General features: G+C 68.6%; 26 protein-coding genes and 1 pseudogene. 16 read left to right on the top strand and 11 right to left on the bottom strand.

The window, feature by feature from the left end:
* Positions 1-372 precede the first annotated feature (372 nt).
* Complete coding sequence (locus OG295_RS37085) at positions 373-795, bottom strand: hypothetical protein (RefSeq protein ID WP_371681052.1); 423 nt, start codon at positions 793-795, stop codon at positions 373-375.
* Between the two features lie 424 nt (positions 796-1,219).
* Between OG295_RS37085 and OG295_RS37080 the strand changes: the two genes are divergently transcribed.
* The 6 genes from OG295_RS37080 to OG295_RS37055 all read left to right on the top strand — a co-directional run bounded on the left by OG295_RS37080 (position 1,220) and on the right by OG295_RS37055 (position 6,531).
* Positions 1,220-2,758 (top strand): Mu transposase C-terminal domain-containing protein, encoded by a 1,539-nt coding sequence (locus OG295_RS37080; RefSeq protein WP_371681423.1) that lies wholly within the window; start codon positions 1,220-1,222, stop codon positions 2,756-2,758.
* Entirely contained in the window at positions 2,755-3,528 is a 774-nt protein-coding gene (locus tag OG295_RS37075) for an AAA family ATPase (RefSeq protein WP_371681051.1), read from the top strand. Before OG295_RS37080 ends, OG295_RS37075 begins: the two co-directional genes overlap by 4 nt.
* The gene (locus OG295_RS37070; RefSeq protein WP_371681050.1) at positions 3,528-4,562 is read left to right on the top strand and encodes a hypothetical protein; all 1,035 of its coding nucleotides are present in this window, start codon (positions 3,528-3,530) and stop codon (positions 4,560-4,562) included. Before OG295_RS37075 ends, OG295_RS37070 begins: the two co-directional genes overlap by 1 nt.
* Positions 4,563-4,583: 21 nt before the next feature.
* Positions 4,584-5,060, top strand: a complete 477-nt coding sequence (locus tag OG295_RS37065) for a hypothetical protein (RefSeq protein ID WP_371681049.1) — start codon at positions 4,584-4,586, stop codon at positions 5,058-5,060.
* 203 nt (positions 5,061-5,263) lie between these two features.
* Positions 5,264-5,542, top strand: coding sequence for a hypothetical protein (locus OG295_RS37060; protein ID WP_371681048.1), 279 nt, complete (start codon positions 5,264-5,266; stop codon positions 5,540-5,542).
* A 153-nt stretch (positions 5,543-5,695) separates the two neighbouring features.
* A protein-coding gene (locus tag OG295_RS37055; RefSeq protein ID WP_371681047.1) for an IS5 family transposase occupies positions 5,696-6,531 on the top strand; the annotation gives its coding sequence in 2 pieces (ribosomal slippage) (positions 5,696-6,077 and positions 6,077-6,531; 837 coding nt in all).
* Between the two features lie 175 nt (positions 6,532-6,706).
* Here OG295_RS37055 and OG295_RS37050 read toward each other — a convergent pair.
* From OG295_RS37050 to OG295_RS37030, 5 genes are all read right to left on the bottom strand, one after another.
* A complete protein-coding gene (locus OG295_RS37050; protein ID WP_371681046.1) occupies positions 6,707-8,662 on the bottom strand; it encodes a DUF3732 domain-containing protein in 1,956 nt (651 codons plus the stop codon).
* On the bottom strand, positions 8,659-9,135 hold the full coding sequence (locus OG295_RS37045) for a three component ABC system middle component (protein WP_371681045.1): 477 nt from the start codon (positions 9,133-9,135) through the stop codon (positions 8,659-8,661). Before OG295_RS37045 ends, OG295_RS37050 begins: the two co-directional genes overlap by 4 nt.
* Positions 9,135-10,358: an ABC-three component system protein gene (locus OG295_RS37040; RefSeq protein WP_371681044.1), complete on the bottom strand. Its 1,224-nt coding sequence runs from the start codon at positions 10,356-10,358 to the stop codon at positions 9,135-9,137. The genes OG295_RS37045 and OG295_RS37040 overlap by 1 nt, the downstream gene beginning before the upstream one ends.
* A gap of 240 nt (positions 10,359-10,598) precedes the next feature.
* Positions 10,599-10,778, bottom strand: a complete 180-nt coding sequence (locus OG295_RS37035; RefSeq protein ID WP_371681043.1) for a hypothetical protein — start codon at positions 10,776-10,778, stop codon at positions 10,599-10,601.
* Positions 10,779-10,820: 42 nt separating this feature from the next.
* Positions 10,821-10,979, bottom strand: a complete 159-nt coding sequence (locus tag OG295_RS37030; protein ID WP_371681042.1) for a hypothetical protein — start codon at positions 10,977-10,979, stop codon at positions 10,821-10,823.
* A 90-nt stretch (positions 10,980-11,069) separates the two neighbouring features.
* On the opposite strand from OG295_RS37030, the gene OG295_RS37025 reads away from it, so the two are divergent.
* Positions 11,070-11,282 carry a hypothetical protein gene (locus tag OG295_RS37025; protein ID WP_371681040.1) on the top strand — a complete coding sequence of 71 codons (213 nt, stop codon included), beginning with the start codon at positions 11,070-11,072 and terminating at the stop codon, positions 11,280-11,282.
* Positions 11,283-11,297: 15 nt separating this feature from the next.
* On the opposite strand, the gene OG295_RS37020 is transcribed toward OG295_RS37025, so the two are convergent.
* The 3 genes from OG295_RS37020 to OG295_RS37010 all read right to left on the bottom strand — a co-directional run bounded on the left by OG295_RS37020 (position 11,298) and on the right by OG295_RS37010 (position 14,721).
* On the bottom strand, positions 11,298-12,029 hold the full coding sequence (locus tag OG295_RS37020) for a hypothetical protein (protein WP_371681039.1): 732 nt from the start codon (positions 12,027-12,029) through the stop codon (positions 11,298-11,300).
* A gap of 221 nt (positions 12,030-12,250) precedes the next feature.
* Positions 12,251-13,174: a D-alanyl-D-alanine carboxypeptidase family protein gene (locus OG295_RS37015; RefSeq protein WP_371681422.1), complete on the bottom strand. Its 924-nt coding sequence runs from the start codon at positions 13,172-13,174 to the stop codon at positions 12,251-12,253.
* A gap of 239 nt (positions 13,175-13,413) precedes the next feature.
* Positions 13,414-14,721, bottom strand: coding sequence for an FG-GAP-like repeat-containing protein (locus tag OG295_RS37010; protein ID WP_371681038.1), 1,308 nt, complete (start codon positions 14,719-14,721; stop codon positions 13,414-13,416).
* Here OG295_RS37010 and OG295_RS37005 point away from each other — a divergent pair.
* Positions 14,687-15,163, top strand: a pseudogene (locus OG295_RS37005) (IS5 family transposase); the annotation flags it as partial. The gene OG295_RS37010 and the pseudogene OG295_RS37005 sit on opposite strands and share 35 nt — an antisense overlap.
* On the opposite strand, the gene OG295_RS37000 reads toward OG295_RS37005, so the two are convergent.
* Both OG295_RS37000 and OG295_RS36995 read right to left on the bottom strand, forming a co-directional pair.
* The gene (locus OG295_RS37000) at positions 15,132-15,713 is read right to left on the bottom strand and encodes a hypothetical protein (RefSeq protein WP_371681037.1); all 582 of its coding nucleotides are present in this window, start codon (positions 15,711-15,713) and stop codon (positions 15,132-15,134) included. The pseudogene OG295_RS37005 and the gene OG295_RS37000 overlap by 32 nt on opposite strands.
* A 164-nt stretch (positions 15,714-15,877) precedes the next feature.
* Positions 15,878-16,867 carry a LacI family DNA-binding transcriptional regulator gene (locus tag OG295_RS36995; RefSeq protein WP_285529444.1) on the bottom strand — a complete coding sequence of 330 codons (990 nt, stop codon included), beginning with the start codon at positions 16,865-16,867 and terminating at the stop codon, positions 15,878-15,880.
* Positions 16,868-17,142: 275 nt separating this feature from the next.
* Between OG295_RS36995 and OG295_RS36990 the strand changes: the two genes are divergently transcribed.
* The 8 genes from OG295_RS36990 to OG295_RS36955 all read left to right on the top strand — a co-directional run bounded on the left by OG295_RS36990 (position 17,143) and on the right by OG295_RS36955 (position 26,054).
* Positions 17,143-18,438 (top strand): ABC transporter substrate-binding protein, encoded by a 1,296-nt coding sequence (locus OG295_RS36990; RefSeq protein ID WP_285543969.1) that lies wholly within the window; start codon positions 17,143-17,145, stop codon positions 18,436-18,438.
* Positions 18,439-18,715: 277 nt separating this feature from the next.
* Positions 18,716-19,534: a carbohydrate ABC transporter permease gene (locus OG295_RS36985; protein WP_100661228.1), complete on the top strand. Its 819-nt coding sequence runs from the start codon at positions 18,716-18,718 to the stop codon at positions 19,532-19,534.
* Positions 19,531-20,430, top strand: a complete 900-nt coding sequence (locus OG295_RS36980; RefSeq protein ID WP_351036384.1) for a carbohydrate ABC transporter permease — start codon at positions 19,531-19,533, stop codon at positions 20,428-20,430. The genes OG295_RS36985 and OG295_RS36980 overlap by 4 nt, the downstream gene beginning before the upstream one ends.
* Complete coding sequence (locus tag OG295_RS36975; protein ID WP_371681036.1) at positions 20,427-22,280, top strand: beta-galactosidase; 1,854 nt, start codon at positions 20,427-20,429, stop codon at positions 22,278-22,280. Before OG295_RS36980 ends, OG295_RS36975 begins: the two co-directional genes overlap by 4 nt.
* Before the next feature lie 77 nt (positions 22,281-22,357).
* Entirely contained in the window at positions 22,358-23,320 is a 963-nt protein-coding gene (locus OG295_RS36970) for an SIS domain-containing protein (protein ID WP_285543965.1), read from the top strand.
* On the top strand, positions 23,313-24,302 hold the full coding sequence (locus OG295_RS36965) for an ROK family protein (RefSeq protein WP_371681035.1): 990 nt from the start codon (positions 23,313-23,315) through the stop codon (positions 24,300-24,302). The genes OG295_RS36970 and OG295_RS36965 overlap by 8 nt, the downstream gene beginning before the upstream one ends.
* Positions 24,299-25,237, top strand: a complete 939-nt coding sequence (locus OG295_RS36960) for a 1-phosphofructokinase family hexose kinase (RefSeq protein ID WP_285543963.1) — start codon at positions 24,299-24,301, stop codon at positions 25,235-25,237. The genes OG295_RS36965 and OG295_RS36960 overlap by 4 nt, the downstream gene beginning before the upstream one ends.
* Entirely contained in the window at positions 25,218-26,054 is an 837-nt protein-coding gene (locus OG295_RS36955) for a class II fructose-bisphosphate aldolase (RefSeq protein ID WP_030241667.1), read from the top strand. The genes OG295_RS36960 and OG295_RS36955 overlap by 20 nt, the downstream gene beginning before the upstream one ends.
* Positions 26,055-26,127: the final 73 nt, after the last annotated feature.

Here is a 26,127-nt window from a genome sequence, read left to right as displayed (position 1 = left end):
TGAGCGCTGCGCGCTCAGGAGAGACCGGCCTCGCTGCGCGCGGCCGAGGCGCCCGCGGCGCCTGCTCCTCCGCTTCGCTCCGGAGCATGGAACCGCCTCGCTGCGCTCGGCGGGGCTCGGCTTCGCCGAGCCATGGCCGGCCCTTCGGGCCGGGGTCCTTCGCTTCGCTTCGGACTGTTCGGGTTTCGCTTCACTGCGCACTGGAGGTGACCTCGTTTCACGAGGTCTGGGCCTGCGGCCCGTTGGGCGGGTCCGCTACGCTCCCCCGCCCTGGTCCTTCCGGCTCCGCCTCCAGGACCGAAGGCCCGCTCCGCGGGCCTAGCTGGCAGCAGGGTTGGGTCGGGGCTGTTGTGGGCTGCCAGCAGCGCCCTCTCAGGGTGCGAAGTACCAGCAGTACAGAGGCTGACGAAGGCCCTCTGCCGTGCGGGCCAGACCCGCCAACTCTGTCAGGATCCAGGCCGCTGTCTCAGCTGGCACATCCTCGTCCTTGACCGCGGCAAGCTCAGCCCATGCACCCGCAACCTCAACGAGCCGGCCACTGTTCGCCCGCACCAAAGCGGAGCACAGCCCAGAAGACAACTGGAACACCATAAAGCCGTCATTCTTCATCGGCACCACATCACGCGAACCTCCAGCCGCACCCCCTGCCAGCAAGACCTCCCAGTCCGCCACCGCATCATCGGGAAAGAAATCCGAGCACGCGAACGAGGGAAACCCATGACGGCGCTGCCGCGGCCCGACCTGAGCAGCCACCTCATCATCCGGTGCCACGAAGAACTCGACAGTGATAGACATGACCCGATCATCCCGGCCCACCCCACATGGGGGTGATTCATTCTGCTATCCAGATTCAAACTGGCCTAGAGGGTATGCCCCGCTGAGGCCCAGCTCGCAGACTGGCTCAACTCATCTCAGTGACAGCACTCTCACCGCGCCAGGCTGTCCCCGCGAGCCGCTCATCATCGCTGCGACCAGCCCAACCAGCCGTCGAAGAAGCCGCAACGACCTGTCACCAGCCCCGCCACGTCGAGCTCGTCAGTACTCCGCACAAGGAACCGGATTATCCCAGGAGGAACGTTCTTATATCGCCAATATAAGGATACAGGGCCTGATGACGTCATTGATCTGAGATGACGGTGTAGTGCGTGATGAAGGAGCGGAGGAAGTCCGCGAGGCGCAGGTCGGAGTTTTCTCGTCGCCGTTGGGCCGCGCTGCGGCGGTGCCGCGGTTGTTGGAGCTGGATGGGCGGGGCGAGTTGACGGCCGCACACGTGCGGTTGGTAGCAGTGGCGTTGGGGCGTAGTGAGCGGACGGTGTGGCGGTGGCTGGCCGCCGCTCGGCGTGAAGGCCAGACCGGGGCGCGAGTGTCGGCACGGTTCACAGTGACGGCGGAGGTCCGGCGTCTGCTGGCCTTCTACGGCGGGAACGCCGCTCGACTGCACGCGGAGTTGGTGCGACGGGCCGCGCAGGATGCGGATGTCGGGACGGTGCCCTCGTTGTCGACGGTGCATCGCGCGCTGCGGCGGGATCTGAGCCGTGGTGAACGTGCGGGGCTTCGGTCCGGTGAGGCGGCGCGGCGCGCCCACGACGTGTTCGGCAAGCGGCCGGTGTCTCACCGCAACGCGGCCTGGGAGGGCGATCACAAGCACCTGGCCGTCGAGGTGGACCTGGAGGGAGAACTGGTCACCCCGTGGGTGACATGGTTCATCGACTGCGCGCACAACGTGATCACCGGAGCGTCGGTGACCGCGCACGCGCCGAGCAGGGACGGGGTGCTCGCGGCGCTGCGTGTCGCCTTGGTCCGTGACCAAGCGGTGTTCGGTCCCGTCGGCGGGCTTCCCGGACAGGTGAGGGTGGACCGGGGAAAGGAGTTCTTGTGTGAGGCAGTGACCGGGGCGCTCGGGGCGTTCGCGGTCCCGGTGGTGGACCTGCCCGGCGGGACGCCTCATCTGAAGGGCAGTATTGAGGCGCTCAACGACGCGGTCGAGGAGATGTTCCTGGTCACCCTCCCCCGCTACCGCCACCGCCAGCGCTTGGCGGGCGGCCGGCTCGCAGACCCCGACGCCCCGCCGATGGCCTTCCACACGTTCGTCGCCGCGCTACTGGAGTGGGTGCACTGGTGGAACACCTCCCACCTCTCCCCCGCCCTGGGCGGCCTGACTCCGCTGCAGGCATGGCAGGCCGACCCCACTCCCGTCACCGACGTGCCCAAGGATGCGCTGATCGGGTTCGGGCTCGAAGGCGACGGCCGCATCCGGTTGGTCTCCACCAGCGGTGTGCGGTTTAGACGCCGTGACTACATCGCCGACTGGATGGTCGGTCACGCCGGCAACCCGATCAAGGTACGCCGGCTGCCGCACCACGACGAGGAGATCGAGGTGTTCGACGCGGCCACCGGACGACACCTGGGAACAGCGTTCCTCGCGAACGGTGCCGACCTCGAACAGTTCACGGCCGTACGCGCGGCCCGCACCGCGGCGGCCAGACAGCTGCGGGCCGACCTCAAAGCCGCCGAAAGGCTACGCCGCAAGCGGTTCGAAGCCGTCACCACCGCCAAAGTCCCCAAACAGCTGGGCGCGCCGACCTCCGAGGAAGCCGAGGCGGAGCTGCGGGCAGCAGATCAACGCGGCCTGCGTGAACTGGCCCGGCCCGACTACATCCCCCACGCCCCGGTACCCGACACCTGGGCCCGCCCGATCCCACCGGCCCCAAGGACACCCACTCCCGACACACCACACCAGGAGAACCAGACGCCATGATCGACCTCGACTACGGACTGCTCCCGCCCGAGACCGCCGACCACTTCCTGTCCCTGCCCGACGCGCAGCTCGTCGGCACCGAAGCCCTCCTGACCACCCGCGACAACATCGAGACCGTCATCGAGGCCAAGGCCATGATGTGCGTGTACGGGCCGGCCGGCTCCGGCAAGACCATGTCCGTCAACTCCGCCCTGCGGCTCCTGGCGCCCGACCGCACCCACCGCCTGGAACTACGTGCCGGCCCCACACCCCGCGACATCCGCCACGGCCTATTCAACGCCCTCGGCCTCCCGGGAGAATCTCCCATCCGGCCCATCGAGTTCGACAACCTCCTCAAGGACACCCTCGCCGAGGAATTCCGGATCCTGGTGTGCGATGAGGCGCAGTGGATGAAGAAGAATTCGTTCGAGTACTGGCGACACCTGTGGGATGACAAGCGAACCGACATCGCCGTGATCTTCGCCGGCGGCGACGGATGTTACAAAGTCCTGCGACGCGAACCGATGCTCGCCTCCCGCATCCACGTCTGGCAGGAGTTCACCCGCCTCTCACACGCCGAGGTCCTCCAGACCATCCCCGTCTTCCACCCCGTCTGGGCCACCGCCACTCCTGCGCTAATCGAAGCCGTCGACAAACAGGCCGCCCACGGCAGCTTCCGCAACTGGGCCTGCATCACCGCCCACGTCCTGACCGGAATGCGGAAGAAGAACCTGACCGAAGTCGACGAACCCCTCATCCACTGGGTCTACAGCAAAATCGGCGGCATGTAATGCCCGCGCCCGGCCCCGCGTCCACCCGCGCAGGCCCGGCACCAGCCACTCCGCCCCCGGCCACCATCCTCATCGACGCCCACGACGATCCAGCCGTCACCGCCCAGGCTCTGACCGCACACCACGTAGCAGCCGGGCAGATCACCGTGGACCCCACACCCGCCACCACAGCCCCCGCCGCCCTGGCCCAGGATGTCCTCCACGCACTCGGCAAAACCTGCTTCGGCACCCCGGACGGCCACGGCACCTGGGCCGACTCCCTCACCCCCGCCTGGACAGCAGTCCGAGCCTGGACCAACGCCCTGCACATCACCGCCCTGACCGTCACCCGCGCCCACCGGCTCACCGAACACCGACTCCAACAGCTCTTTCACCTGCGAGAACACACCGGCATCCACCTCACCCTGCTCTGGCACACCCAGCCGGCCCGCAGCCTCCCGCTGGTCCTGGCCGGCATCGAGCACGTCATAGCCCACACCGCCGCACCCCCGACCGAACGCGCCAGCGCTGCTCCGACACCCGCAAACCGCCAGCCACCGCGGACAGCCATCCCCTGGCTCGATCCACCACGGCCCCTACCCGGCTTCGCCGCCTCACGGACAGCACGCGGCCCCTGCGACGGTGTCGGCCCACTCCCCTACCCCGCCGCGCCCCCAACCCCACAGAACGACGACCACAGCGAAGTAGCCGAACGCCTCCACGCCCTCGCCCACCCCCTCAACGCCGCAGCCCTCACCACCGCCCTCCTCACCGGAGCCGGCCCCACCCGCCTCGCGCTCATCCGCGGCAACGACGTACACCCCCGCGGCACCCACGTGAAAGTCCACGACCTCCACGCCCATCGCCACTGCCGCATCCACGCCCTGCCCACCTGGGCCCACACCCTCATCACCGCAGCCCACCACCACCATCACGACACCGGCCGCCCACCCGACAGCCCCCTCCACCCCCTCATCACCACCCGCAACGCCGCCACCCTCACCGAACACGCCAACGCCATCCACACCCGCCTACCCCACTCCAGGGGTGTCTGATGGAGCAGCCATGATGTCCGGGTGTTCTACGAAGACCTCAGCAAGTACGACTACCAGGACCAGGATTCGTTCACGGACAGGGAGTCGGCCTTCTACGCACTCTGGTACAGCCCGGAGTACACCCGCCTGAACATCGGGTGGCTGGAAACCAGTAGGCCGTACCCGAAAGGGACAGTCCCCACAGGTTTCGTGGACAAGCTGAAAGCTGTTCAGGAAATCCAATGGATGAACGTCTGCCTCGGAGTGCACGAGTGCGACCTATGCCCGGAAAATGAAGCGCCGGAAGGGAACGGCGAGGTCCGGATACCAGGCGAGCCCGGTATCGCCTACGCCGCGCCCTACCTGATCACGCACTACATCACCGCCCACGGCTACCGACCTCCGCAGGCCTTCATAGATGCCGTTCTCGCTGTCGACCTCGACGCATGGGCCTCCGCACGATGGCCCAACGTCCCCTTCCCATGGGTCCCAGACGACGCACAGCGCATGCTGGAATAGCGCCAACCGAACACCGACACAGCGCGCGTGATCCCGATCTGCACCCAAGTGACCAGGCACTACGTCAAAAATGTCAGCGCAGAATCGGCAAGGACTGTCAGTGACAAAACTCAAGCCACACGCCCTCGACCAGGGACAACCCCCGGACAAGACACTGACACCTCAACGCCGAACACCCACTGACAAACACACGCACATCATCAGTGCTGTTCGACAACATGCGCTATCTGCTCAACGAGTGGGATCCGATCGGCGTCGCCGACCTCTCCCAGGACGAGTACGACTGCATGCTCGCCCCTCTGTTCCACCGCCTCCACCGTGGCACCACGCGAGCAGAGATCGGCGAGTTCCTCTGGTACGAACTCGAGGACCACTTCGGACTCGACCCCCGCGACCGCCAAACCGATGCAATGGCCGACCGGCTGATCACATGGTGGTCCATGGTGGGCCCGACCTCGGACACCAGCACACCGACGACCTGAGGGACGACAGGACTGCCGAAGACCGGGCGCGCCAGGCGGCGCAGGCCAAACAAGATCCGAAAAACACGGCCTACTGCTTCATTCTTCTATGCAGATTGAGAATGGGCTAAGAGGTCCTAACAGAAGCCGTTGATCATGTGACTTTCGGTTCGGATGGTCGTTGGTCTGGTCGTGGGGAAACGTCAGCCGCGGCCGTGGATCGTGTCGGATGAACTGTGGTCACTGATCGAGCCGTTGTTGCCTGAGCAGGGACCGAAGCAGGTGGAGGGGCGCCCGCGGGTGCCGGACCGGCAGGCGCTCTGCGGGATCCTGTTCGTCCTGCACACGGGCATCCAGTGGGAGTACCTGCCGCAAGAGCTCGGTTTCGGTTCCGGGATGACCTGCTGGCGTCGTCTGGCCGCGTGGAACGAGGCCGGCGTGTGGGACCAGCTGCACCTGGTGCTGCTGAAGAAGCTGCGGGTCGCGAAGAAGCTGGACTGGTCTCGGGCGGTGATCGACTCCTCCCACGTCCGGGCCGCTCGGCGGGGCCCAAAAGCGGGCCCAGCCCGGTCGACCGCGCACGTCCGGGCAGCAAACACCACGTGATCGTCGACGGCCAGAGCATCCCACTAGCCGTCTCGCTGACCGGCGGGAACCGCAACGACGTCACCCAGCTCATGCCGCTGCTGCGGAAGATCCCGGCCGTCGCCGGCCTCGTCGGCCGGCCCCGCAGACGCCCCGACACGCTTCTGGCCGACCGCGGCTACGACCACGACAAATACCGCCGACTCGTCTGGGCGACCGGCGTCAAACCCGTGATCGCCCGCCGCGGAGTCCCGCACGGCTCCGGCCTCGGCGTCTACCGGTGGGTCGTGGAACGGACTATCGCCTGGCTCCACGGTTTTCGCCGGCTCCGCATTCGATGGGAACGACGCGACGACATACACGAAGCCTTCCTCGGCCTCGCCACCTGCCTCATCACCCACCGCCACGTCCAACGCCTTTGTTAGGACCTCTAAAACCCGGCGCGACAAGCTCACCACCGACCAGCTCGCCGCCCTCGCGCAGCTGGGGGTGGACTGGGCGTAACGGCCGACGTGGCCTTGGGCTAATTGTTCGAAGTTGGGGTTTGGTGGGGACCGGCCAGAATCGTGCACGGTCCCCGCTGACGCACGCGCCGCAGCGTCAGTCAGCCTCGGGTGTGATCCATGCGGCAGGTACGAGTGCTTGTCCATCGCGTCGGCGCCACCGATGCTCGACGTGGTCGCTGAAAGCCGGGTCTTCGAGGTCTGCGTGCTCCATGACGATGACCTGCAATTTTCCGTCGAGTCGGCGGAGTGTCCGGTGGATGGCTTTAAAGATGTTCAGAAGCAGGATCCGGTCGTCGCTCTCCAGCACTTCTTCGCCGACGTGGTCGGGTGGAAAGTACACCTGCGAGGGCTGATCGAGAATGAGCAAGCCAGGCACTGGGTTCTCGTTCTCGGCGAACCACTCGTGGAGGCTGAGGAGGGTGGCCACGTGGTATCCGAGGTGGTTGTCCCCGCTTCCCATGTCCTTCAGGGGAACCGGGCCCTCGGGGGTGTCGGCCACCACGGTGAGACGGTTCACGTCGAGGCGGAGCATCGAACTGGAGTGTTCGAGCTCGAGTTCCTGTGCCTTGGCCCTGATCTGCTCGTTGATCAGGGACAGGAAGCTGGTCAGGCGGTCGCCTTGGGCATCTTCGCTGAGCAGCGTCTCCAACTCGGCGATCCGTGTGCACAGCTCCTCGGTCCGGTCTTCCAACCGGGGACCGATGGCGAGTTGGGCTGCGGTGTCCAGGTAGAGGCTGATGCGGCCCTGCACGATGGCTGCACGCCGTACGTCGTCGTGCTCCTGGTCCAGTGCCCTGAAGGCTGCGTTGACCTCGTTGATCTCTTCCTGATTGCGGGCAAGCTCCGAACGAATCTCCTGTAGCCGGCCCTCCTCGTCGCTGATCATTTGCTCAATCGCTGGAGTGTCTCTGCCGATGGCGTGAAGGTCGCTTTGGAGGTGCTCAAGCTCCTTGGTCAGGGTCATTGCAGTGACATTGGCTGGTGTGACCGGACCGGCGCAGACAGGGCAATTGCTGCCATATGGACTTTCTATAAGATCGCGCTTGAGGAGACCCAGGGTGGCCAGCCGAGCGCGCTGCTCATGTGCTTGGTCGGTGAAGTCGCCGTTTTCCGCCAGGGCTGTCTTGAGGTCGGCGATCCGTGCCCGTGCTCTGTTGGCGTGGCTCCGCAGCTCGCTACGACGGGTGCGGAGGTCGCTGATGGGGTCATCGGTCGGGTCCGGGCCCCCTTGAGGGCCGCTTTGGAGAAGCGCCTGACGCAAGAGTCGCAGGACTCCTTCGGCGGTCGTCTCGCGGCTGGCGTCGGCGCGAAGAAGGCCGGCTTCGATGGCTTCGGTGAGCAGAGCCCGGGCCTGGCCTGCAGCGGGGACGAGTACTCTCGCGGCGGCCAATTTCGCTTCGTGGTCGGACAGGTCCTTGCGTGCTAGGCGCAGTCGGCTGCGGAGGAGTGCTTGCTCGCGGTCGGTTGCGCCGAGGAAGTAGGGGATGACGCCGCGGATGGTGTTCGGCCTCCACTCCTTGCCTTGGGAGTGGAAGAGGACGTCTTCGTTGGCGACCTCGTTCTGGGCCTGGAAGCAGAAGAAGAGCGCATGACGGACGGACGGTGCGATGAGCGTTGCACGGCCGACGGCGGGCACACGGATGTTGCGGTCGATACCGCAGAAGTCGCTCAGAATGTCCTTGGCGACATCTCTCGGTGTGACGAAACGAAGGTCGTCCAGGGGTGGTGGGGGCGAGCCTGGTGCCTGCGAGAGGACGCACAGGACGGTGCTGACGCCCTTCTTGGTATCGGGAGCGCGGCGGGCGACGAAGAGTTGCTGTCCGGGCTTGACCAGGGTGATCGCGAAAGTGCTGACGTAGTCGCGGACCTTGCCGGACTTCACTGGATACTCGGAGCTGGCGAGACAGTAATCAATGATCGTCAGCAGGGCGCTTTTGCCGCGGCGGGAGTCGCCGGTGACGATGTTGAGGCCGCCGGGCTTGAAGGGCACCGTGTGCACTTGGCCGGGCTGCTTGCCGTAGATGGTGACCGCGCGGATCTGAAAGGTCACGGCTGGACTCCCAGTAGGGTGAGGACGGTACCGATGCTGCCGGTGCTGGGGAGCCAGCGCCCGAGCATGAGAGCGGCCTGTTGGACGGCTCGGGTCTGCTGCGTCCCGTCGTTGATGGTCTTGCTCACGGCGCGTGGCTTGAGCATCAGGCCTGTCGTAGTGCAGAACACGACGCGGGACTGAAGAGCCAAAAGGAGTCCCGGCCTGACCACGGCTGCGAGCGCCGTGGCGTTGCGGGACATCTCGATGCGCACGTGCTGGTTAGCTTCGAGCCACCCCATCAGGCCGGTGCCTGCTGTTGCCGGCAGGGCGTCTCTGATGGCGGGTTGCAAGGCCATGATGCTGGCGGTGACAGCTACGGGGAGCGGGCAGGGAGTCTCGTACGCCTTTGCGTGGCCTTGCACGGCACGAATGCAGAGAAGGGCGGTGAAGGCGGGGTTGTAGAGGGCACGTTCCTCGCGGCTCAGCTCCATCAGCGTGCCCGGGCCGGCTCAAGGAGCGCTATAAGGCGCGCGGAGAAGTCCGGATGCCATCCCACTTTGAGTTCATCCGCAAGCATGTGGTACGAGCCCTTGGTCACAAACGTCTCGTCGCACCCTGAGCGGATGGGGAAACGGGCCTCACGGTCGACCCAGCGGTAGATGAGCCTGGCCTCCTTCTTCTTCTCCTCCTCAGTAGCCTCGGGGCCGAGCTCTTCCGCCATCTCGGCGAAGCGGGACTGCCACTCCTCGACCAGCTTGCGCTCGTACTTGCCGAGTTCGCCGGCACGCAACAGATTCTCGGTGGACCAGCGAGATCGCTGAGCGAAGGCCCGAACGTAGTCCCGCACTGCCAGGCCAATCCGGTCGGCGCCGACACCGATAAGGCCCAACTGGCGGACAAACTGCTGGTCGCCCGCCTGGGAGGGGTCCGAGTCCATGCCAGAGATGTCGGGGTCGATCGGCAGGTTGTCGTGTCGGAACTGACGCTGCAGGTCCGAGAGCATCTCATCGAACTCGATGCCCGTAACTGGCCTCCCGCCTGGCGTCTGCATCTGTTCGATCACGCGGTCGTAGAACCAGCCCTCCAGACGAACGAGGAAGGCCTTCGCCGCCTCGTGCCCGACGGCGAAGGCGGCAAGGCCCTGCAGCGCGGTACGGACCTCCTTGATGTCCGGGGTGCCGCTGAGAATCTCAATGCGGGACATCAAGGAGCGTTGCAGTGGTCTGTCGCCCCGGTCCAGGTTGTCGAAGGCATCGAAGCACTTCGGCAGGGAGCCCTTCGTCGCCTTCGAGGCTCTGCGGGCTTCGCGGAGCATGTTCAGGGCGCGGTCTTCATCGCGGTGCTGGCTGCTCCGGGGTTGTAGGCAGAACGCTGCGCTGCCCTCAGGGATCTCGGCTGTCGTGAGGAGAAACAACTTGGTCTCAGCGAGCACGATCCGGTCAGCTTTGGCTGCTTCCGCCCAGATCCGGAGTGTTTTCCACAGGTCCTCTGCCAGGTCGGTCATGCGAACACCGTCAGCACGCTGTTTGAGCTGGATCAGGCGTGTATCCGGGCCTTGATGGATTTCGACGTCGTCGGCTGCCTCGACCGCGACACTCCAATCCATGTCGCCGCTCATCCACTGCTCGATGCAGATGTGCAGAGCCTTGGCGAACTGGAAGAGGTACCCCAGCGCCGAAGCCGACGCCTCATACTGCTCACCGGTGTCTGCCATCGCCCGCCTCTTCCTCAGACCAACGAAGCGATCATTCCACGATGGTGACGGTCCGCACATGGCTATGTACGAAGCCGTCGATGGCCAGCGCCACTGCTGAGCACTTCGCAAACTCAGAATCGTCGCCGTCACCCTCGGCGCCCTCTGCCTCATGCCCAACGCCCTCGTCCGCAGCCCATCAGGAGCCGCTGACCTGCCAGGCCGTCCCCCTGCGCTTCACCCACCCGCGCAAGCCACCACCTAAGACTGCTCATCGCCCGCCGCACCCCACCGGCCAGCGAAGTCCTCCAAGGCGCGGCGGTGCTGCTCCTCGCAGGCGATCTGCTGCGCGAGGACGTCGCGGTCGATGTACGGGTCGACGGCGGCGAGGACCAGCTGCTGGAGTTCGTCCGGCTCCAGCGCTTCCACCTCCCACTGCACCGGATGCTCGATGTCGAAGTCGAAGCGCCGGGCGAAGGCCGGCTACCTCGGGTCGCCGCGCTTGCCCTCGGTCGCGGGCAGGCCGTACGCGCGCACCTGTTCGTAGGTGAGCAGCACCCGGGTCACCGAGCTCCTGCAGCGCGTCCGCTCCACCCAGTCCCGCTCGATCTCCTCGCCCGAGCAGTCGAAGTCGCCGACCACGACAAGGTGGGCTTGGCGTTGTTCGTGGGCGACGAGGTCTCGGCCAGGCAGAACCAGGTCCGTCTATAGGCCGAGCCGACACCAGCGGGCATGAACCAGATAGACGCTGCCTCCAACGTCGAGCGCCACTGCGGCGCCCTCATGCGATCACTCGCACCCAACGCCGACCACGACGCTTGGGAGGCGCCGTACAACCGGATCGGTCATGCGCTGGAAGCCTTCACCAATTGCACTGTTCACCTCAAATGGGAGATCACCGGCCACGTCCCCAAGTCCACCGACCGGGCCCGGTCGGCTTCCTGATCCTCATGACCGCCCTTAGGTGCTGCTGGGCAGCCCAGCCGCGAGGTGACGTTCCGCGAGGGCCTCGATGGACGCGGAACGGACGGTCTGCGCGGCAGCCGGTGGCGCCACCGTGACCGGTTCGCCGTAGGCGTCGAGCCAGAAGTCGACCGGTGTCGGGGCGAACGTCGTTATGTTCACGATGAGTTTGTGCGGGTAGGGCTTCTCGCCGTCCTTGATGAAGGCGGTCACCGACGTGTCGCCCTCGGCCAGGCGCAGGGGGACGAGACGCTCTCCGTCCTCGGTGGTCTCCGGCTGCCGGGTGGTGTGCCGGCTGGGCTTTGCCAGCTGGTCAGTGACGGTTCGCAAGGGGGTCAGAGCGCACAGGTCGACCATGCTCTTGCGGATTCGGCCCTCCTGAGCGAGCTCCAGCCACTTGCCGCGCAGTTCCTTCTTCAGCCGTTCGCCGTCCGGGCTGGTAGCGGCCTTCTGGAGGGAGTCGTCGCTCCAGCTCATCCAGGTACGGCCGCCGCGTTCGACGGCGACCTGGAAGAACCCGCCCTGGGCCTCGACGCGGCAGTTCTTGTCGCGGTCGACGGAGATCCCGACCCCGCTCCCCATGGCGACCGCGGACCTGGCCGTGACCCGCACCGAAGGCGAGTCCCTGAACAACTGCATGGATTGGGACAGCAGCACGCCGTCGGCGCTCTGTTTGCCGCTTCCCGCACTGCCCGCCCCGCCCTCGCAGGCGGTCAGAACCAGCAACACACCAGCCGCCGCGCCCGATACCGCCAGATGCCTGGCCCTGCGCGTCACCACAATCCTCATTCCTTCTTTCACAATGGATCCATCACCACGACTCACCCCCGTCCGGCCGCATGCGTGGTGACACCCGGGGCGGGCCCGCCACATCACCGACCGGCCGGTCGAGATGCCGGTCAGCCGACGGGGCAGGCCCACCTGTGGCGTCACCACGGACACGGTTGCCGTCAGTCGAGGACGTCGGGGATCGGGGCGGTGTTGCTGCGCTGGAGGGCGTTCTTGGAGCCGGCTGCCGGGCCGAGGGCCCAGTCGGTGAGGGCCATGGAGTCCATGTAGCGCTCCTCGTCGTTCAGCAGGACACCGATGATGGTCTTGCCGTTGCGGGTGACGGAGAAGACGAGGCACTTGCCGGCGGCGGTGGTCGTGCCGGTCTTCACGCCGATCGCGCCCGGAACGCCATAACCGGTCGGTCGCGGCTGGACCAGCAGGTTGGTGTTGCTCCAGGCGGCAACGGCGGAGGTGCCGCCGGTGCTGTACGTGGTGGTCTTCACCAGCGTCTGGAACAGCGGGTCGGCCATCGCCTGCCGGGTGAGCGTGGCCAGGTCGCGCGGGCTGGCCAGGTTCTTGCCGGTCGACGAGATGCCGTCGAAGGAGTCGAAGACGGTGTTCGCCATGCCGAGTTCCTTGGCCTTGGCGTTCATCTTCGCGATGAAGTCCGCCGTGCGGGCCGCCATGGTCGTACCCGTGCCGAAGGTGTCCGCGAGGGCGTAAGCGGCGTCGCAGCCCGACGGCAGCATCATCCCGTACAGCAGCTGACGGACCGTCGGGGTCGCCCCGGCCTTGAGCTGGGCCGAGCTCGCTCCCTGGACGTAGACGTAGTCCAGGTACTCCTGCTTGACCGTGACCTTCTGGTCGAGGTTGAGGTTCGGCAGGGAGGTAACCACCAGGGCGGTCATGATCTTCGTGGTGCTCGCCATGGGGCGCTTGGTGTCGGCGTCCTTGGCGGTGAGCGTGGCCCCGTTGGTGCCGTCGATCACGATGGCGCCGGCCGCGGTGAGCGCCGGGACGGGTGCGGCCTGGGCCGGAGACGTGGCCGCGAGCAGGGCGCCGGCGGCGATGGTCACCGCGAGCGTGCCCCTGGCGCGCCGCATCAGGTTAGAGATCACTTCAAGTCCTTGATCGTGTGTAAGACCCCGGACGGGAGGCGCCGTGGAGGCGTCTCACGTCCGGGAGAGTGCATGACCGGATTCCGTCGTCGGCGTCAGCCGGAGCCGCCGGAATCGGGTGGGTGGGGCTGTGCGAACAGGACGGAGGTCCCGTCACCTGGTCCGCCGCCGCGCCGCCGGGAGCATTCCGGTCACTTGCGACGGAGGGTCGGTGAGCCTGTGGGTCAGGGCTGGACGCCCTCGAAGGTGCCGTTGCCCCGGCCACGGTGGAAGGTCATCTTGGTGCCCTTCCAGCTGACGATGTCGATCTTGCCGTCGCCGTCGACGTCACCGGTGACGATCTTCAGGTCGGTCCAGGTGCCGGCCGCGGCCAGACCGCCGGAGTCCAGGGTCCCGGAGGCGTTGCCGGTCCAGCGGACCAGGGCGCCGTTCTCCCAGACGCCCACGACGTCGTCACAGCCGTCGCCGTTGAAGTCACCGGTGCCGAGGATGATGACGCTGTTGAAGGAGGTGTCGGGCCAGATCTTCTTGCCGCCGTTGAAGTCGAGCTGACCGTTCGTACCGACCTTGTAGGCGTACAGATCGCCGTTGGGGCGGGTCGCGAGGACGCCGTCCTTGGGGCTGGAGGGGTCTACCTTGTAGCGGGTGAGGTGCTTGAGCTGCGCCCAGGTGGCGTTCTGGGGGCTCAGCACGGTTGCGAGGTTGAAGGTACCGTCGCCCTTGCCGGAATGCAGCTGGATGCGGTCGCTTTCCCAGACGGCGGCGATGTCCCGCTTGCCGTCGCCGTTGAAGTCGCCGGCGAAGATCCGCTGGACCGTCTTCCACACGCCGGGGGTTCCGACGGCAGTCGGGGTCGGCTCGAACGTGCCCTCGGCGCGGCTGCGGTAGATCTGGAGGGTGCCGTTCTTGTCGACGGCGGCCAGGTCGGCCTTGCCGTCCCCGTTGAAGTCCGCCAGCGCACGCTGGTCGGTCAGGTTACTGGTGTCGGGACCCGGCACGGTGACGTTGTCCTTGACCCACTGCCCGAGGTCGTCGACGCGCACAGCCCGAGCCCCCCTACGAGTCTCACCCTCCGGGGCACCGAGGCAGGAGCCGAGCCAGGAGCCGGTGGTCAGGGCGACCAGCTCGTGCCGGCCCGCGTTGTCACGCGTGATTGGGCCGCCCGCGTCGCCCTGGCAGATCGCCGAGTCACCAGAGGGCTGGAGATCGACGACCCCGTCAGCGGTGGTGGCGGTGACGCTGAACTGGCCACTGTTCAGCAGCCCGGGAACCCAGCTGCTCGCGATACGCCCGAAACCAGCGCTGTGCAGGGCCTGCCCTGCGGCGGGCGCCTGACCAGACAGCAGCGCCAGGGCGACATTGGTGACCGGCGTGCTCAGCTTGAGCAGGGCGACATTGCGTTCCGGATGGACGACCACATCGGTGGCCTCGACGACGGCTCCGCTGGTACCCGCGTTCAGGTCCGAGCGGCCGACGGTAACGGGGCTCCGCAGCCCGGCCCTCGGCCGGTCCCGCGGCGGGCTGACCAGCAAGATTCACCTGGCCTGCGACGGGACGGGCCGACCCCTCGCGTTCGTCCTGACCGGCGGGAACATCAACGACTGTACCCAGTTCACCGCCGTGATGGACGCGATACGGGTGCCCCGGATCGGGCCGGGCAGACCGCGCATCAGGCCCGACCACGTCATAGGCGACAAGGGCTACAGCTCGAAGGCCATCCGTTCTTGGCTGCGACGCCGCGGCATCACGCACACGATCCCGGAACGATCCGACCAGGTCCGCAACCGAACCCGGCGAGGCAGCCGGGGCGGCCGACCGCCGGCTTTCAACAAGCAGGTCTACAAGCACCGCAACGTCGTGGAACGGTGCTTCAACCGCCTCAAGCAATGGCGCGGCATCGCGACCAGGTACGACAAGACCGCCCAGTCCTACCAAGCAGCCGTCACCCTCGCGTCGCTCCTGATGTGGGCGTGACACTCTGACGACAACTCCTAGCCCGCACAGGTGATACGAAACAGGCAGTCACGGTGAGGGTGGCCAACAGCGTCCACACGCCGTGGGACAGATCGAGCACGCCCTCGATCATCCGGCTGGCCGCCAGGGCCAGCGGCATCCGGACGGCGTTCTGGAAGTACACCGACCTCGGCGTGAGATGGGCCGGCAGGCGGCGCGCGTACAGCGAGAGCGCGGGCCGCCCTGCGTACCGGAACAGGCCCGGCCGATCCGCAGGCGACGTCGTGTCCGCGGGCACGGGCGCGCCGAGCACGATCCGCGCCGCAGTGACCACGAGGGTCCCGGTGTGCGCGATGTCCAGGACGATCGCGCCACCGCGCACCACGGCCGCGCTGCTCGTACCCGGCACCGGCAAGTCGATGCGGTGGGCCTCGAAGTCCGCCGCAGCGGCGGTGCACGGGGCGTCGGAGGGCTCCGGGCCCCGGCCGGACAGCCCGAGGGCGACCTCGTGGCACGCGGTGGCCGAGGCGCCATGAACAGGCCACCACGACCAGAACCGTGCTGTGGGCACAGTCACCGGCGTGGCGCATGTGCCCGGCGCACAGTGCCGCGCTGTGCACCGCTCCACCACTCGAGATCACGCCGTGAGCCGGCTCCCTCCGCCTGCACCTGCACCCGTGTCCGACGACTTCAACGCCCGGCAGCCCGGCGTCCGCACCCTCAAGGCATCAGGGCTCAGCGACCGGGCGCGGTCGTCGTGCTGGAACGTACGACGAGGCGCGGTTCGACCGAGCGCGGCTCGGGGACGGGGCCGGGGGCGTCGATCTGGCGGAGCAGATGGGTCACCGCGAGGGCGCCCATGTGCTGGAACGGCTGGGCGATGGTGGTGAGGGAGGGTGAGCAGTACTCGGCGAGCTCGATGTCGTCGAATCCGACAACCGAGATGTCGTCCGGTACGCGCCGCCCCGCCTCGTGCAGGGCCCTGATCACCCCGAAGGCCATCTCGTCGCTCGCGACGAAAACGGCGGTGACGTCCGGGATCCGCGCGAGCACCAGGCCGTTCCGGTAGCCCGAGGCGGGTGACCAGTCCCCCTCCAGCGGTGGCGGCACCGCACGGCCCGCGCTTTCGAGGGCGGATTGCCAGCCGTCGCGGCGGTGGGCTGATTCCAGCCACTCCACGGGGCCGGTGATGTGCCACACCGTCTCGTGTCCGAGGTCCAGCAGGTGCTGGGTGGCGATGCGAGCGGCCTGGACCTGGTCGATCGCGAGGACCTCGGTCGCGTCGGTGCGCGAGCCGTCGATGGTGACGGTGGGCGTGGAGCGGGTGAGCTGCTCGATCCTGCTGCTGGTATGAATGAGCGGCACCGAGAGGATGATCCCTTCGACGTCCTGGTCAGCGAGCCGGGAGAGCGCGTTCTCGATGGCGGAGGTGTCCAGCGAGGCGGTGGTGGCGGCGCTGACGGCGTAGCCGGCCTCATGGGCAGCCTTCTCGATGCCGGAGGTTACGGCGGCCCTGGAGTAGAAGCTCGTCTGGAGGGTCACGACGCCGATGCTCCGGCTCCGGCCCGACGAGAGCATCCGCGCGGCGTTGTTGCGGCGGTAGCCGAGCTGGTCGACCGCCGCCAAGACCTTCGCGCGCGTCTTCTCCTGCACGTTGGGGTGGCCGGCGAGCGCGCGCGAGACGGTCTGCGCGGACACGCCCGCAACCCGGGCAACGTCCACCATGCCCGGGGGGCGCGCTCCGCTGTGGGTGTCACCGCTCTTCGCCATGGGATCCCTTTCTTCTGTCCGACCTGGTCAATGATATCGCTCACATGGCTGTTCACGTGCAGTTTCACTGGCCAGGACACCAACCGCTACCGCCTATTGGCATCGATAACATTCTCTGCCATAGTTTCGGCCAGCACACCGGGCGGACGACACCGTCGGTGTGCCCCGTCGGACAGGCGGCCCCCCGTGCAGGACGTCTCCGTTGCCTGCCACGGCACTCAGGAGGAGCTGTGAAGCGTAGTTTCATCCGTTTTGTGGGAGCGGCGGGAGTCCTCACCCTCGCCTTTGCGGCCACCGGCTGCTCGGGGTCGGCGTCCGGCACCCCATCGGCCTCCGGAAAGGCATCGATAACATTCTGGGGATGGGCCCCCGGCTACGAGGACGCCGTCAACGCCTTCAACGCAGGCCACCCGGACATCAAGGTCACCTACCAAACGGTGCAGCCCGGGGCGAAGGGTGGCTACCAGAAGATGCTGAACGCCGTGAAGGCGGGCAACGCACCCTGCCTGGCCCAGGTGGGGTACGAGACGATGCCCAGCTTCGCCGCCCAGGGCGCCCTCCAGGACGTGTCGAAGCACGCCGGCTCCGCCAAGCAGGAGTACCAGAGCGCCGCCTGGAACGCGGTGAGTCTCGGCAAGGCCGTCTACGGAGCTCCGGTGGACACCGGCCCCATGGCCCTCTTCTACAACAAGAAGCTGTTCGACTCGCTCGGTCTGAAGCCCCCGACCACCTGGGCCGAGTATCGCGCCGCGGGGGAGAAGATCCACGCCTCCGACCCCAAGCGGTTCATCTCCTCGCCCTACCTCGACTACGACTACGCCGGGCTCGCCTGGCAGGCCGGCGCCGACTGGTTCGGCGTCGACAAGGACGCCTGGAAGGTCAACATGGCCTCCGCGGAGAACAAGAAGGTCGCGGACTACTGGCAGGGCCTCGCGAACGACGGCCTGATCAGCAGCGCCCCCATGTACGACCAGGCGTGGTACACGGGGCTGGGCAACGGCGACATCGCCACGGTCGTGGGGGCGGTGTGGCAGGCGGGAGTCATCAAGGGCGGCGCCAAGGACGGGGACGGGCAGTGGGCCGTCGCCCCCATGCCGCAGTGGCAGGAGGGCGACAAGAAGGTCGGCAACGCGGGCGGATCGGCCACGGCCGTGCTCAAGGGCTGCGAGAACACCGCGGCTGCATGGGAGTTCGCCCACTGGCTGGGAACCGACAAGCAGGCGTTCGGCACGCTGGTCGAGAAGGCTTCGCTCTATCCCGCAGCGAACGATCTGCTCCACCTGCCGCAGCTGAAGGCCGACCCCTACTTCGGCGGCCAGCAGATCTACGACGTCTTCGCCGCGGCCGCGCCCGACGTCGACCCCGGGTGGACCTGGGGCCCGCTGATGACCTCCACGGTCGCGGACCTCAATGACGGCCTCGGCAAGGCGTGGACCGGAAAGGGAACCATCGCGCAGGCCCTGGGCCACGCTCAGGACTCGACCCTGGCCGAAATGCGCAAGCAGGGCCTGGCGGTCGCGCAGTAGCACTGTCGCCGGGGCGGGGACGCGACAGGGATACCTCTCGCCCCCGCCCCGCCATCAGCAAGTGCAAGCAGTCGCCCCGCCGTTGACTCGCCGGCCGGCGGGGCGAACCACAGTGAGGACCCCGTTCGTGACCCAAGCCTCCCCTTCGGTACGCGCAACCGGACGGCGCCCGGCGGCCGCCGCTCCGTCCCGGCCCGCACGCGGAGCCCTCTCCGGGCGCCCGCGGCCTCTGAGCCCGTTGCTCTTCTGCGCCCCGTTCGTCGCCCTGTTCGTGGCCATGTACATCGCACCGATCCTGTACGCGGCCTACAACAGTCTTTTCACCGTCCGCCGGTCGGGTCTGGGCCTGACCGCCCCGACGGAGGTCTTCGCCCCTCTGGACAACTACGTGCGCGCCGTGCACGACGGATCGTTCACGGCCTCGCTCGGCCGCGTGGCCCTGTTCGGCGTCGTACAGGTGCCGCTCATGCTGGCAGTGGCACTGGTGCTGGCCCTGCTCATCGACTCCAAGTCGGCGCGGGGCCGGGGCTTCTTCCGACTGACGAGCTTCATCCCCTACGCGATCCCCGGCGTCAGTGCCGCACTCGTGTGGTCGTTCATGTACTCCTCGACGTCCAGCCCGCTCAACCGGCTGCTCGAACCGTTCTCCGTCACCATCCCGTTCTTCGACGACGACATCGTGCTGTGGTCGGTGGCCAACATCGTCACCTGGAGCTGGGCCGGCTACAACATGATCATCATCTATGCGGCCCTGCAGTCCATCCCCGCCGAGGTCCTGGAAGCCGCCCGGATGGACGGAGCCTCCGCCCTGCGGATCGCCTGGAGCATCAAGATCCCCGCGGTACGGGGCGCGCTGGTGCTCACCACGGTGTTCTCGATCATCGGATCGGCCCAGCTGTTCAACGAGCCGACCGTGCTGCAGCCGGTCTCCGGCGGTTCGATCTCCTCCGCCTTCACGCCTCTGATGTCGGCACAGAGCGCGGTCGCAGCGGGCAACTACCCTTACGCGGCAGCCCAGTCGGTCCTGCTCGCGGTCGCCGTGGGCCTGGTGTCGCTCATCTTCTTCAAGCTGACCCGCCGAGGAGACCAGGCATGACCACGGTGATCCCTGCCCCCGTTCCCGCCCCCTCGCCGGCGCCCAAGCGGATCGGACCCCGCCGCGAGACGCGCCCGGCCGGCCGCGTCACCGTACTCGCCCTGCTGGGGCTGTCCGCGTTCTACTTCCTCTTCCCGCTGTGGTGGCTGCTGGTGTCTGCGACCAAACCCTTCGGGGAGCAGTTCAGTGGCAGCGGCCTGTGGTTCGACGGCTTCGGCCTGTTCGACAACGTCGCCCGGCTCAGCAGCCAGGACGACGGCATCTTCTGGCGCTGGATGCTCAACAGCGTTCTGTACTGCGGCGTCGGCGCGCTCATCGGCACCGTCTTCTCCGCCCTGACCGGGTACGCCCTGGCCAAGTACGACTTCCCCGGCCGCGGAACTCTGTTCTCCCTGGTCCTGGCAGCCGTCCTCGTGCCCAAGGTGCTGTTCACTCTGCCGCTGTACCTGATGTTCTCGGGCGTTCACCTGATCGACAACCCTCTGGCGGTCCTGCTGCCGAGCGTCGTCAGCCCTTTCGGCGTCTACCTGGCGCGCGTCTTCGCCGAGCAGAGCGTGCCCGACGAGGTCCTCGAAGCCGGCCGTCTCGACGGCGCGGGTGAGTTCCGCATCTTCCGCACGATCGGGGTGCGGATGATGCTCCCTGCCCTCGTCACGATCTTCCTGTTCCAGTTCGTCGAGATCTGGAACAACTACCTGCTGCCCGCCATGGTCCTGGGAGACGACCGGCTGCAGCCGGTCACGGTCGGTCTCGTCGCCTGGAACGCCAGCCACGTCGCCGTACCACCGCCCCTCGTCGTCATCGGGTCCCTGGTCTCCATCGCCCCGCTTCTGATCGCCTTCCTCGCGCTCCAGCGCTTCTGGCGCGCGGGCATGACCGCCGGAGCCGTCAAATGACCCCTCCCGCCCTCACCACCGAGTCCGCCGGCACCGCCCGCCCCGCCCCCGTCACCGACGCGCTCGTCACGCAGCCCGTGCTGAGCTGGGCCGACGGCGCCTTCCTGCGCCACGGGCAGCCCCACCGGGTCCTGTCCGGCTCCCTGCACTACTTCCGCGTCCACCCGGAGCAATGGGCCGACCGCCTCCGGCGCGTCGCCGCACTCGGCCTCAACACCGTGGACGCCTACGTGCCGTGGAACTTCCACGAGCGCAGACGCGGTGACATCCGCTTCGACGGCTGGCGTGACCTGCCGCGGTTCCTCCGGCTCGCCGAGGAAACCGGCCTCGACGTCATCGTCCGCCCCGGCCCGTACATCTGCGCCGAATGGGACAACGGCGGCCTGCCCGCCTGGCTGACCGGACGGCCCGGCATGCGGCCCAGGAGCAGCCACCGCGAGTTCCTCGACGAGGTCGGACGCTGGTTCGACGTATTGATCCCGCTCGTCGCCGACCACCAGGCGGCACACGACGGCCCGGTCGTGGCCGTGCAGATCGAGAACGAGTACGGCAGCTACGGCGACGACCACACCTACATGCGCTGGCTGCGCGACGCCCTGGCAACACGCGGCGTCCGCGAGCTCCTGTTCACCGCGGACGGGCCCACACCGCTGATGCTCGACGGCGGCACCCTTCCCGGCGAACTCGCGGCCGCCACGTTCGGGTCACGCCCCGACCAGGCTGCCGGGCTGCTGCGTTCACGCCGCGCCGACGAGCCCTTCCTCTGCGCCGAGTTCTGGAACGGCTGGTTCGACCACTGGGGCGAGAAGCACCACGTCCGATCCCCTTCGAACGCCGCCGACGACGTCGACGGCATCCTGGCCCAAGGCGGGTCGCTGAGCCTGTACATGGCACACGGCGGCACCAACTTCGGGCTGTGGGCCGGCGCGAACCACGACGGCACGGCCCTCCAGCCGACCATCACCAGCTACGACTCCGACGCCCCAGTGGCCGAACACGGCGCGCTCACCAGCAAGTTCTACGCGCTGCGCGAGAAGCTCGCCCCCCACAGCACACGGCCCGTCCCCGAGCCGCCGGACGACCCGCCCCTGTTGGAGCCCGCCACCCTCCCCGTACACCGCGGATCCGCGCTGCCGGCTGCACTGAGGTCGGTGTCGACGCCCGTGCACGCCGCCAACCCGCTGAGTTTCGAGGAGCTCGGCCAAGCTTCCGGCCTCGTGCTCTACACCGCGCACCCGGTCGTACCGCCCGGCACCCACGAGGTGACGGTCACCGGCCTCCACGACCGCGCACAGGTCTTCGTCGACGGCTCCCTCGTCACCGTCCTGGACCGGCCGACAGCGTCCTTCGGCGTCACCGGCACGGGCGCGGCGATCCAACTCGACCTGCTGGTGGAGAACCAGGGACGCATCAACTACGGCCCCCTGCTGGGACAGGGGAAGGGCATTCTGGGCGGGGTCCGCGTGGAGCGGCGGCTCGTCCACGGATGGTCCATGTACCCCCTGCCGCTCGACGAGTGGACCGCCGAGGAACTCACGCGCGCCGGCACGGCCGCCGAGTCCGCCGACAGCCGCGGCATCGCCACCGCACGCCTGCACGTCGATGAGCCCGCCGACACCTTCCTGAGCCTGCCCGGCTTCGGCAAGGGCTTCGTCTGGGTCAACGACACCCTGCTCGGCCGCTACTGGGACGTGGGCCCGCAGACGACCCTGTACCTTCCCCGTCCGCTGCTGCGCACGGGGGACAACCTCCTGACGATCCTGGAACTCGACCGCTTCGGCCACCATGTCGACCTCGTGGACGCGCCCGACCTCGGGCCCTGCGAGGAGTACATCGAGACGTTCGACTGAGCGCCGACGCCGCTCCCCCACACCCCTCGCGCGGTCGATTCAGCAACCGCGCAACACCTCGAAGGAATCCAGCACCGATGTCCACTCCCCCGGGCTCCGCACACACCTCCCACACCTCACGCGAGATCGCCTCCCAGCCGGACTGCTGGCGCAGGGCGGCCGCCTCGGTCACCGACCACCAGGACGTCCTGCCCCGGCTCGGTGAGCGCGTGGCCGTCGTCGGCTGCGGAACCTCCTGGTTCATGGCCCTGGCCTACGCCGAACTGCGCGAGCGGGCCGGTCAAGGCGAGACGGACTCCTTCGCCGCCTCCCGGTTCCCCGCGGGCCGCCGCTACGACCGCATCGTGGCGCTGACCCGCTCGGGCACCACCACCGAAGTCCTGGACCTCCTGGCCAGGCTGCGCGGGCAGGCGCCGGTCACCGCCGTCACCGCCGACGCAGGCACCCCGGTGGCCGACGTTGCCGACGGCGTCATCGAACTCGCCTACGCCGACGAGAAGTCGGTCGTGCAGACCAGGTTCGCCACGACGACACTCGCCCTTCTGCGTGCCCACCTGGAGAGCGGCGGCCCGCTGCCCCGGGGAGTGCGTACGATCGCGCAGGCCGCCGCGGACGCCGAACGGGCCGTGGCCGCACCGCTGCCCGAGGAGATGTGCGCAGCGGAGCAGATCACCTTCCTGGGCGATGGCTGGGCCTACGGCCTTGCGCTGGAGGCGGGGCTGAAGATGCGGGAGGCGGCCGGCGCCTGGACGGAGGCATACCCGGCGATGGAGTACCGCCACGGCCCCATCAGCATCGCCCGCCCCGGCCGCGGCACCTGGGTCTTCGGCCCCGCACCGCACGGCCTCGCGGACGACGTCGCCCGTACCGGCGTCGCCTATGTCGCCGAATCCGGCGACGCGGCCGGCGATCTGGACCCGCTGTCCGACCTCGTACGGGCCCAGCGCCTGGCCGTCCACCTGGCCGGCGCACGGGGGCTCGACCCGGACCGGCCCCGTGCCCTGAGCCGCTCCGTGGTGCTGGCCGGCGCGCATGCCTGAGCATGCCGGCAGCCGCACCTGCGTGATCGCTCTGGACGTCGGCGGCACGTCGATGAAGGGCGCGCTCCTCGACCGCACCATGCGGCCGCTGGCGACCCTGCGCAGCTCGACCCCTCGGCGCCAAGGCCATGAAGCCACGGTGGACGCGATCACCTGGTTGCTGCGCGACCTGGCGGGGGCGGCGGTCGGCATCGGCGTGGAACCCGTCGCCGCGGGCATCGTGGTCCCGGGCATCGTCGACGAGCCCACGCAGCGCGCGGTGCACTCGGTCAACCTCGGCTGGTACGACCTGCCCCTGGCCGCGGTACTCACGGACGCGACGGGACTCCCGGTCCGGATCGGCCACGACGTCCGCGCCGGCGGCACGGCGGAGAGCAGGCTCGGCGCAGCCCGCGGCTTCGACGACGCCCTCTTCGTGGCCATCGGCACGGGAATCTCCGCCGCCCTCCTGGTCGAAGGCCGTCCGCTCCGTGCGTGCGGATACGCCGGAGAAATCGGACACCTGACGGTCGCCCCCGGAGCCGAGCAGTGCGCGTGCGGCATGAGGGGCTGCCTGGAGGCGGTGGCCTCGGCCCGCGCGATCGCCGCCGCCTACGCCGCCCGGTCTGGGCATGAGGTCGAGGGGGCCGAGGAGGTCGCGGCTCTCGTGGCGCGTGCCGATCCGGTGGCGTGCCGTGTGTGGGAGCGCGCCGTCGAGGCGCTGGCGGAAGCATTCGCCGCGTGCGCCGCGGTCCTCGCTCCGGAAGTGATCGTGGTCGGCGGGGGCCTGTCCCAGGCCGGCGGCCTCCTGATCGACCCCCTGCGCATCGCGCTCGACCGCCGCCTGAGCTGTCACCGGCGACCGGAGCTGGTCCGGGCGGCTCTCGGGGAGCAGGCCGGCTGCCTCGGAGCCGGCCTGCTCGGCTGGGAAGCCGCCGACGCCGACCCAGCGGCCGGCAGGCCGGTCGAGCTGGTGGCCGACCCGGCCGGAGGAGCACTGTGATCCTCACGGTCACCCTGAACGCCGCCCTGGACGTCACCTACTTCGTCGACGAGGTGACCCCCCATGCCTCCCACCGCGTCACGCAGCCCGTCGAGCGGGCCGGCGGCAAGGGCATCAACGTGGCGCGGGTCCTGGCGGCACTGCGCCACCCGGTGCTCGCCACGGGTCTGGTGGGAGGGACGACCGGCCGGATCCTCCGCGAGGACCTGCGGGCGTCCGGCCTCAAGGACGCACTGGTCCCCGTACGGGGTGAATCCCGCAAGACCATCACCGTCGTCTCCGAACGCAACGGGGACGCCACCGTGTTCAACCCGCCCGGGCCGCACGTCGACCCGCAGTCATGGCGGGCCTTCACACGGCGGTTCGCCGAACTCGCCGCCCGGGCCGACGTCGTCGTTCTTGCCGGCAGCCTCCCGCCGGGTCTGCCGTGCGACAGTTACGCCGGACTGCTGGCGACGGCCCGTGACGCCGGGGCCGTGACCGTCCTCGACACCAGCGGCGCCGCCCTGCTCGCCGCGCTGGACGCCGGCCCGGACGTGATCAAGCCGAACGCGGCGGAGATCCGCGAAGTCACCGGACGGTCCGATGTCGCCGACGCGGCCGCGGAACTCCAGGCGCGCGGCGCTCGGACGGTCGTCGCCTCCGACGGCCCCCAGGGCCTGCACGCCGTCACCCCGGAGGGGCGCTACCGCACCCTTCCGCCCGCCCAGCTGCGCGGCAACCCGACCGGCGCGGGTGACGCCTGCGTCGCCGCGCTCGCAGCCGGTCTCGCGACGGGCCTGCCCTGGCCGGACCTCCTGCGGGACGCCGTCGCGCTGTCCGCGGCCGCCGTCCCGGCACCCCTCGCGGGCGACTTCCGCCGCGACCTCTACGACCAGTTCCGTACGACCGCAACCGTGAGTGTGGAGAGGCCCCATGCCGCTGACAGCCACTGACGACATCATCGGCCCCGCGTACGCCCTGAACCGGGGGGTCGGAGCGTTCAACGTCGTCCAGCTCGAGCACGCCGAAGCCATCGTGGACGGAGCACACCGGGCGAACCTGCCCGTGATCCTCCAGATCAGCGAGAACACCATCCGCTACCACGGCTCCCTCGCACCTATCGGCCGCGCCGCACTCGCCCTGGCCGAGCAGGCGACGGTGCCCGTGGCCGTGCATCTGGACCACGCCGAGTCCGAGGACCTGGTGCACGAGGCCGTTCGGCTCGGCTTCACCTCCGTGATGTTCGACGCCTCCAAGCTGCCGTACGGGCAGAACGTCGCGGCCACCCGGGCGGTCACCGAGTACGGGCACCGGGCCGACGTTCTCGTCGAGGCGGAGCTGGGCGAGGTAGGCGGCAAGAACGGCGCGCACGCCCCCGGTGTCCGCACCGACCCCGCGGAGGCCCGGGAGTTCGCCGCGGCGACCGCAGTGGACTGCCTGGCAGTGGCGGTCGGCAGCTCCCACGCGATGGCCACCCGCGACGCCGTACTGGACTTCGACCTGATCGCGCGGCTGCGCAGCGCCACCCGCGTGCCGCTGGTCCTCCACGGTTCGTCGGGCGTCTCGGACGCGGACCTCGCCAAAGCCGTGTCGGCGGGGATGACGAAGGTCAACATCTCCACCCACCTCAACGGCATCTTCTCCGCGACCGTCCGGCGGGAACTCCACCGTCAGCCCGCGGTCAGCGACTCCCGCAAGTACCTCGGCCCGGCCCGTGAGGAGGTCGCGGCGGAAGTCGCGCGCCTCCTGAACGTTCTGGCGGGCGTCTGAGGACCCGCCCCCCACACTGCTCCGCGCCCCGTGTCGTCCTGCCCCGGGGCGCGGAGCACCCCACTCGGGCCGC

This window comes from Streptomyces sp. NBC_01276 (assembly GCF_041435355.1).
Classification (GTDB): domain Bacteria; phylum Actinomycetota; class Actinomycetes; order Streptomycetales; family Streptomycetaceae; genus Streptomyces.
Note: the sequence above shows the minus strand (reverse complement) of the source record. Positions and strands in the feature narration are given on the sequence as shown.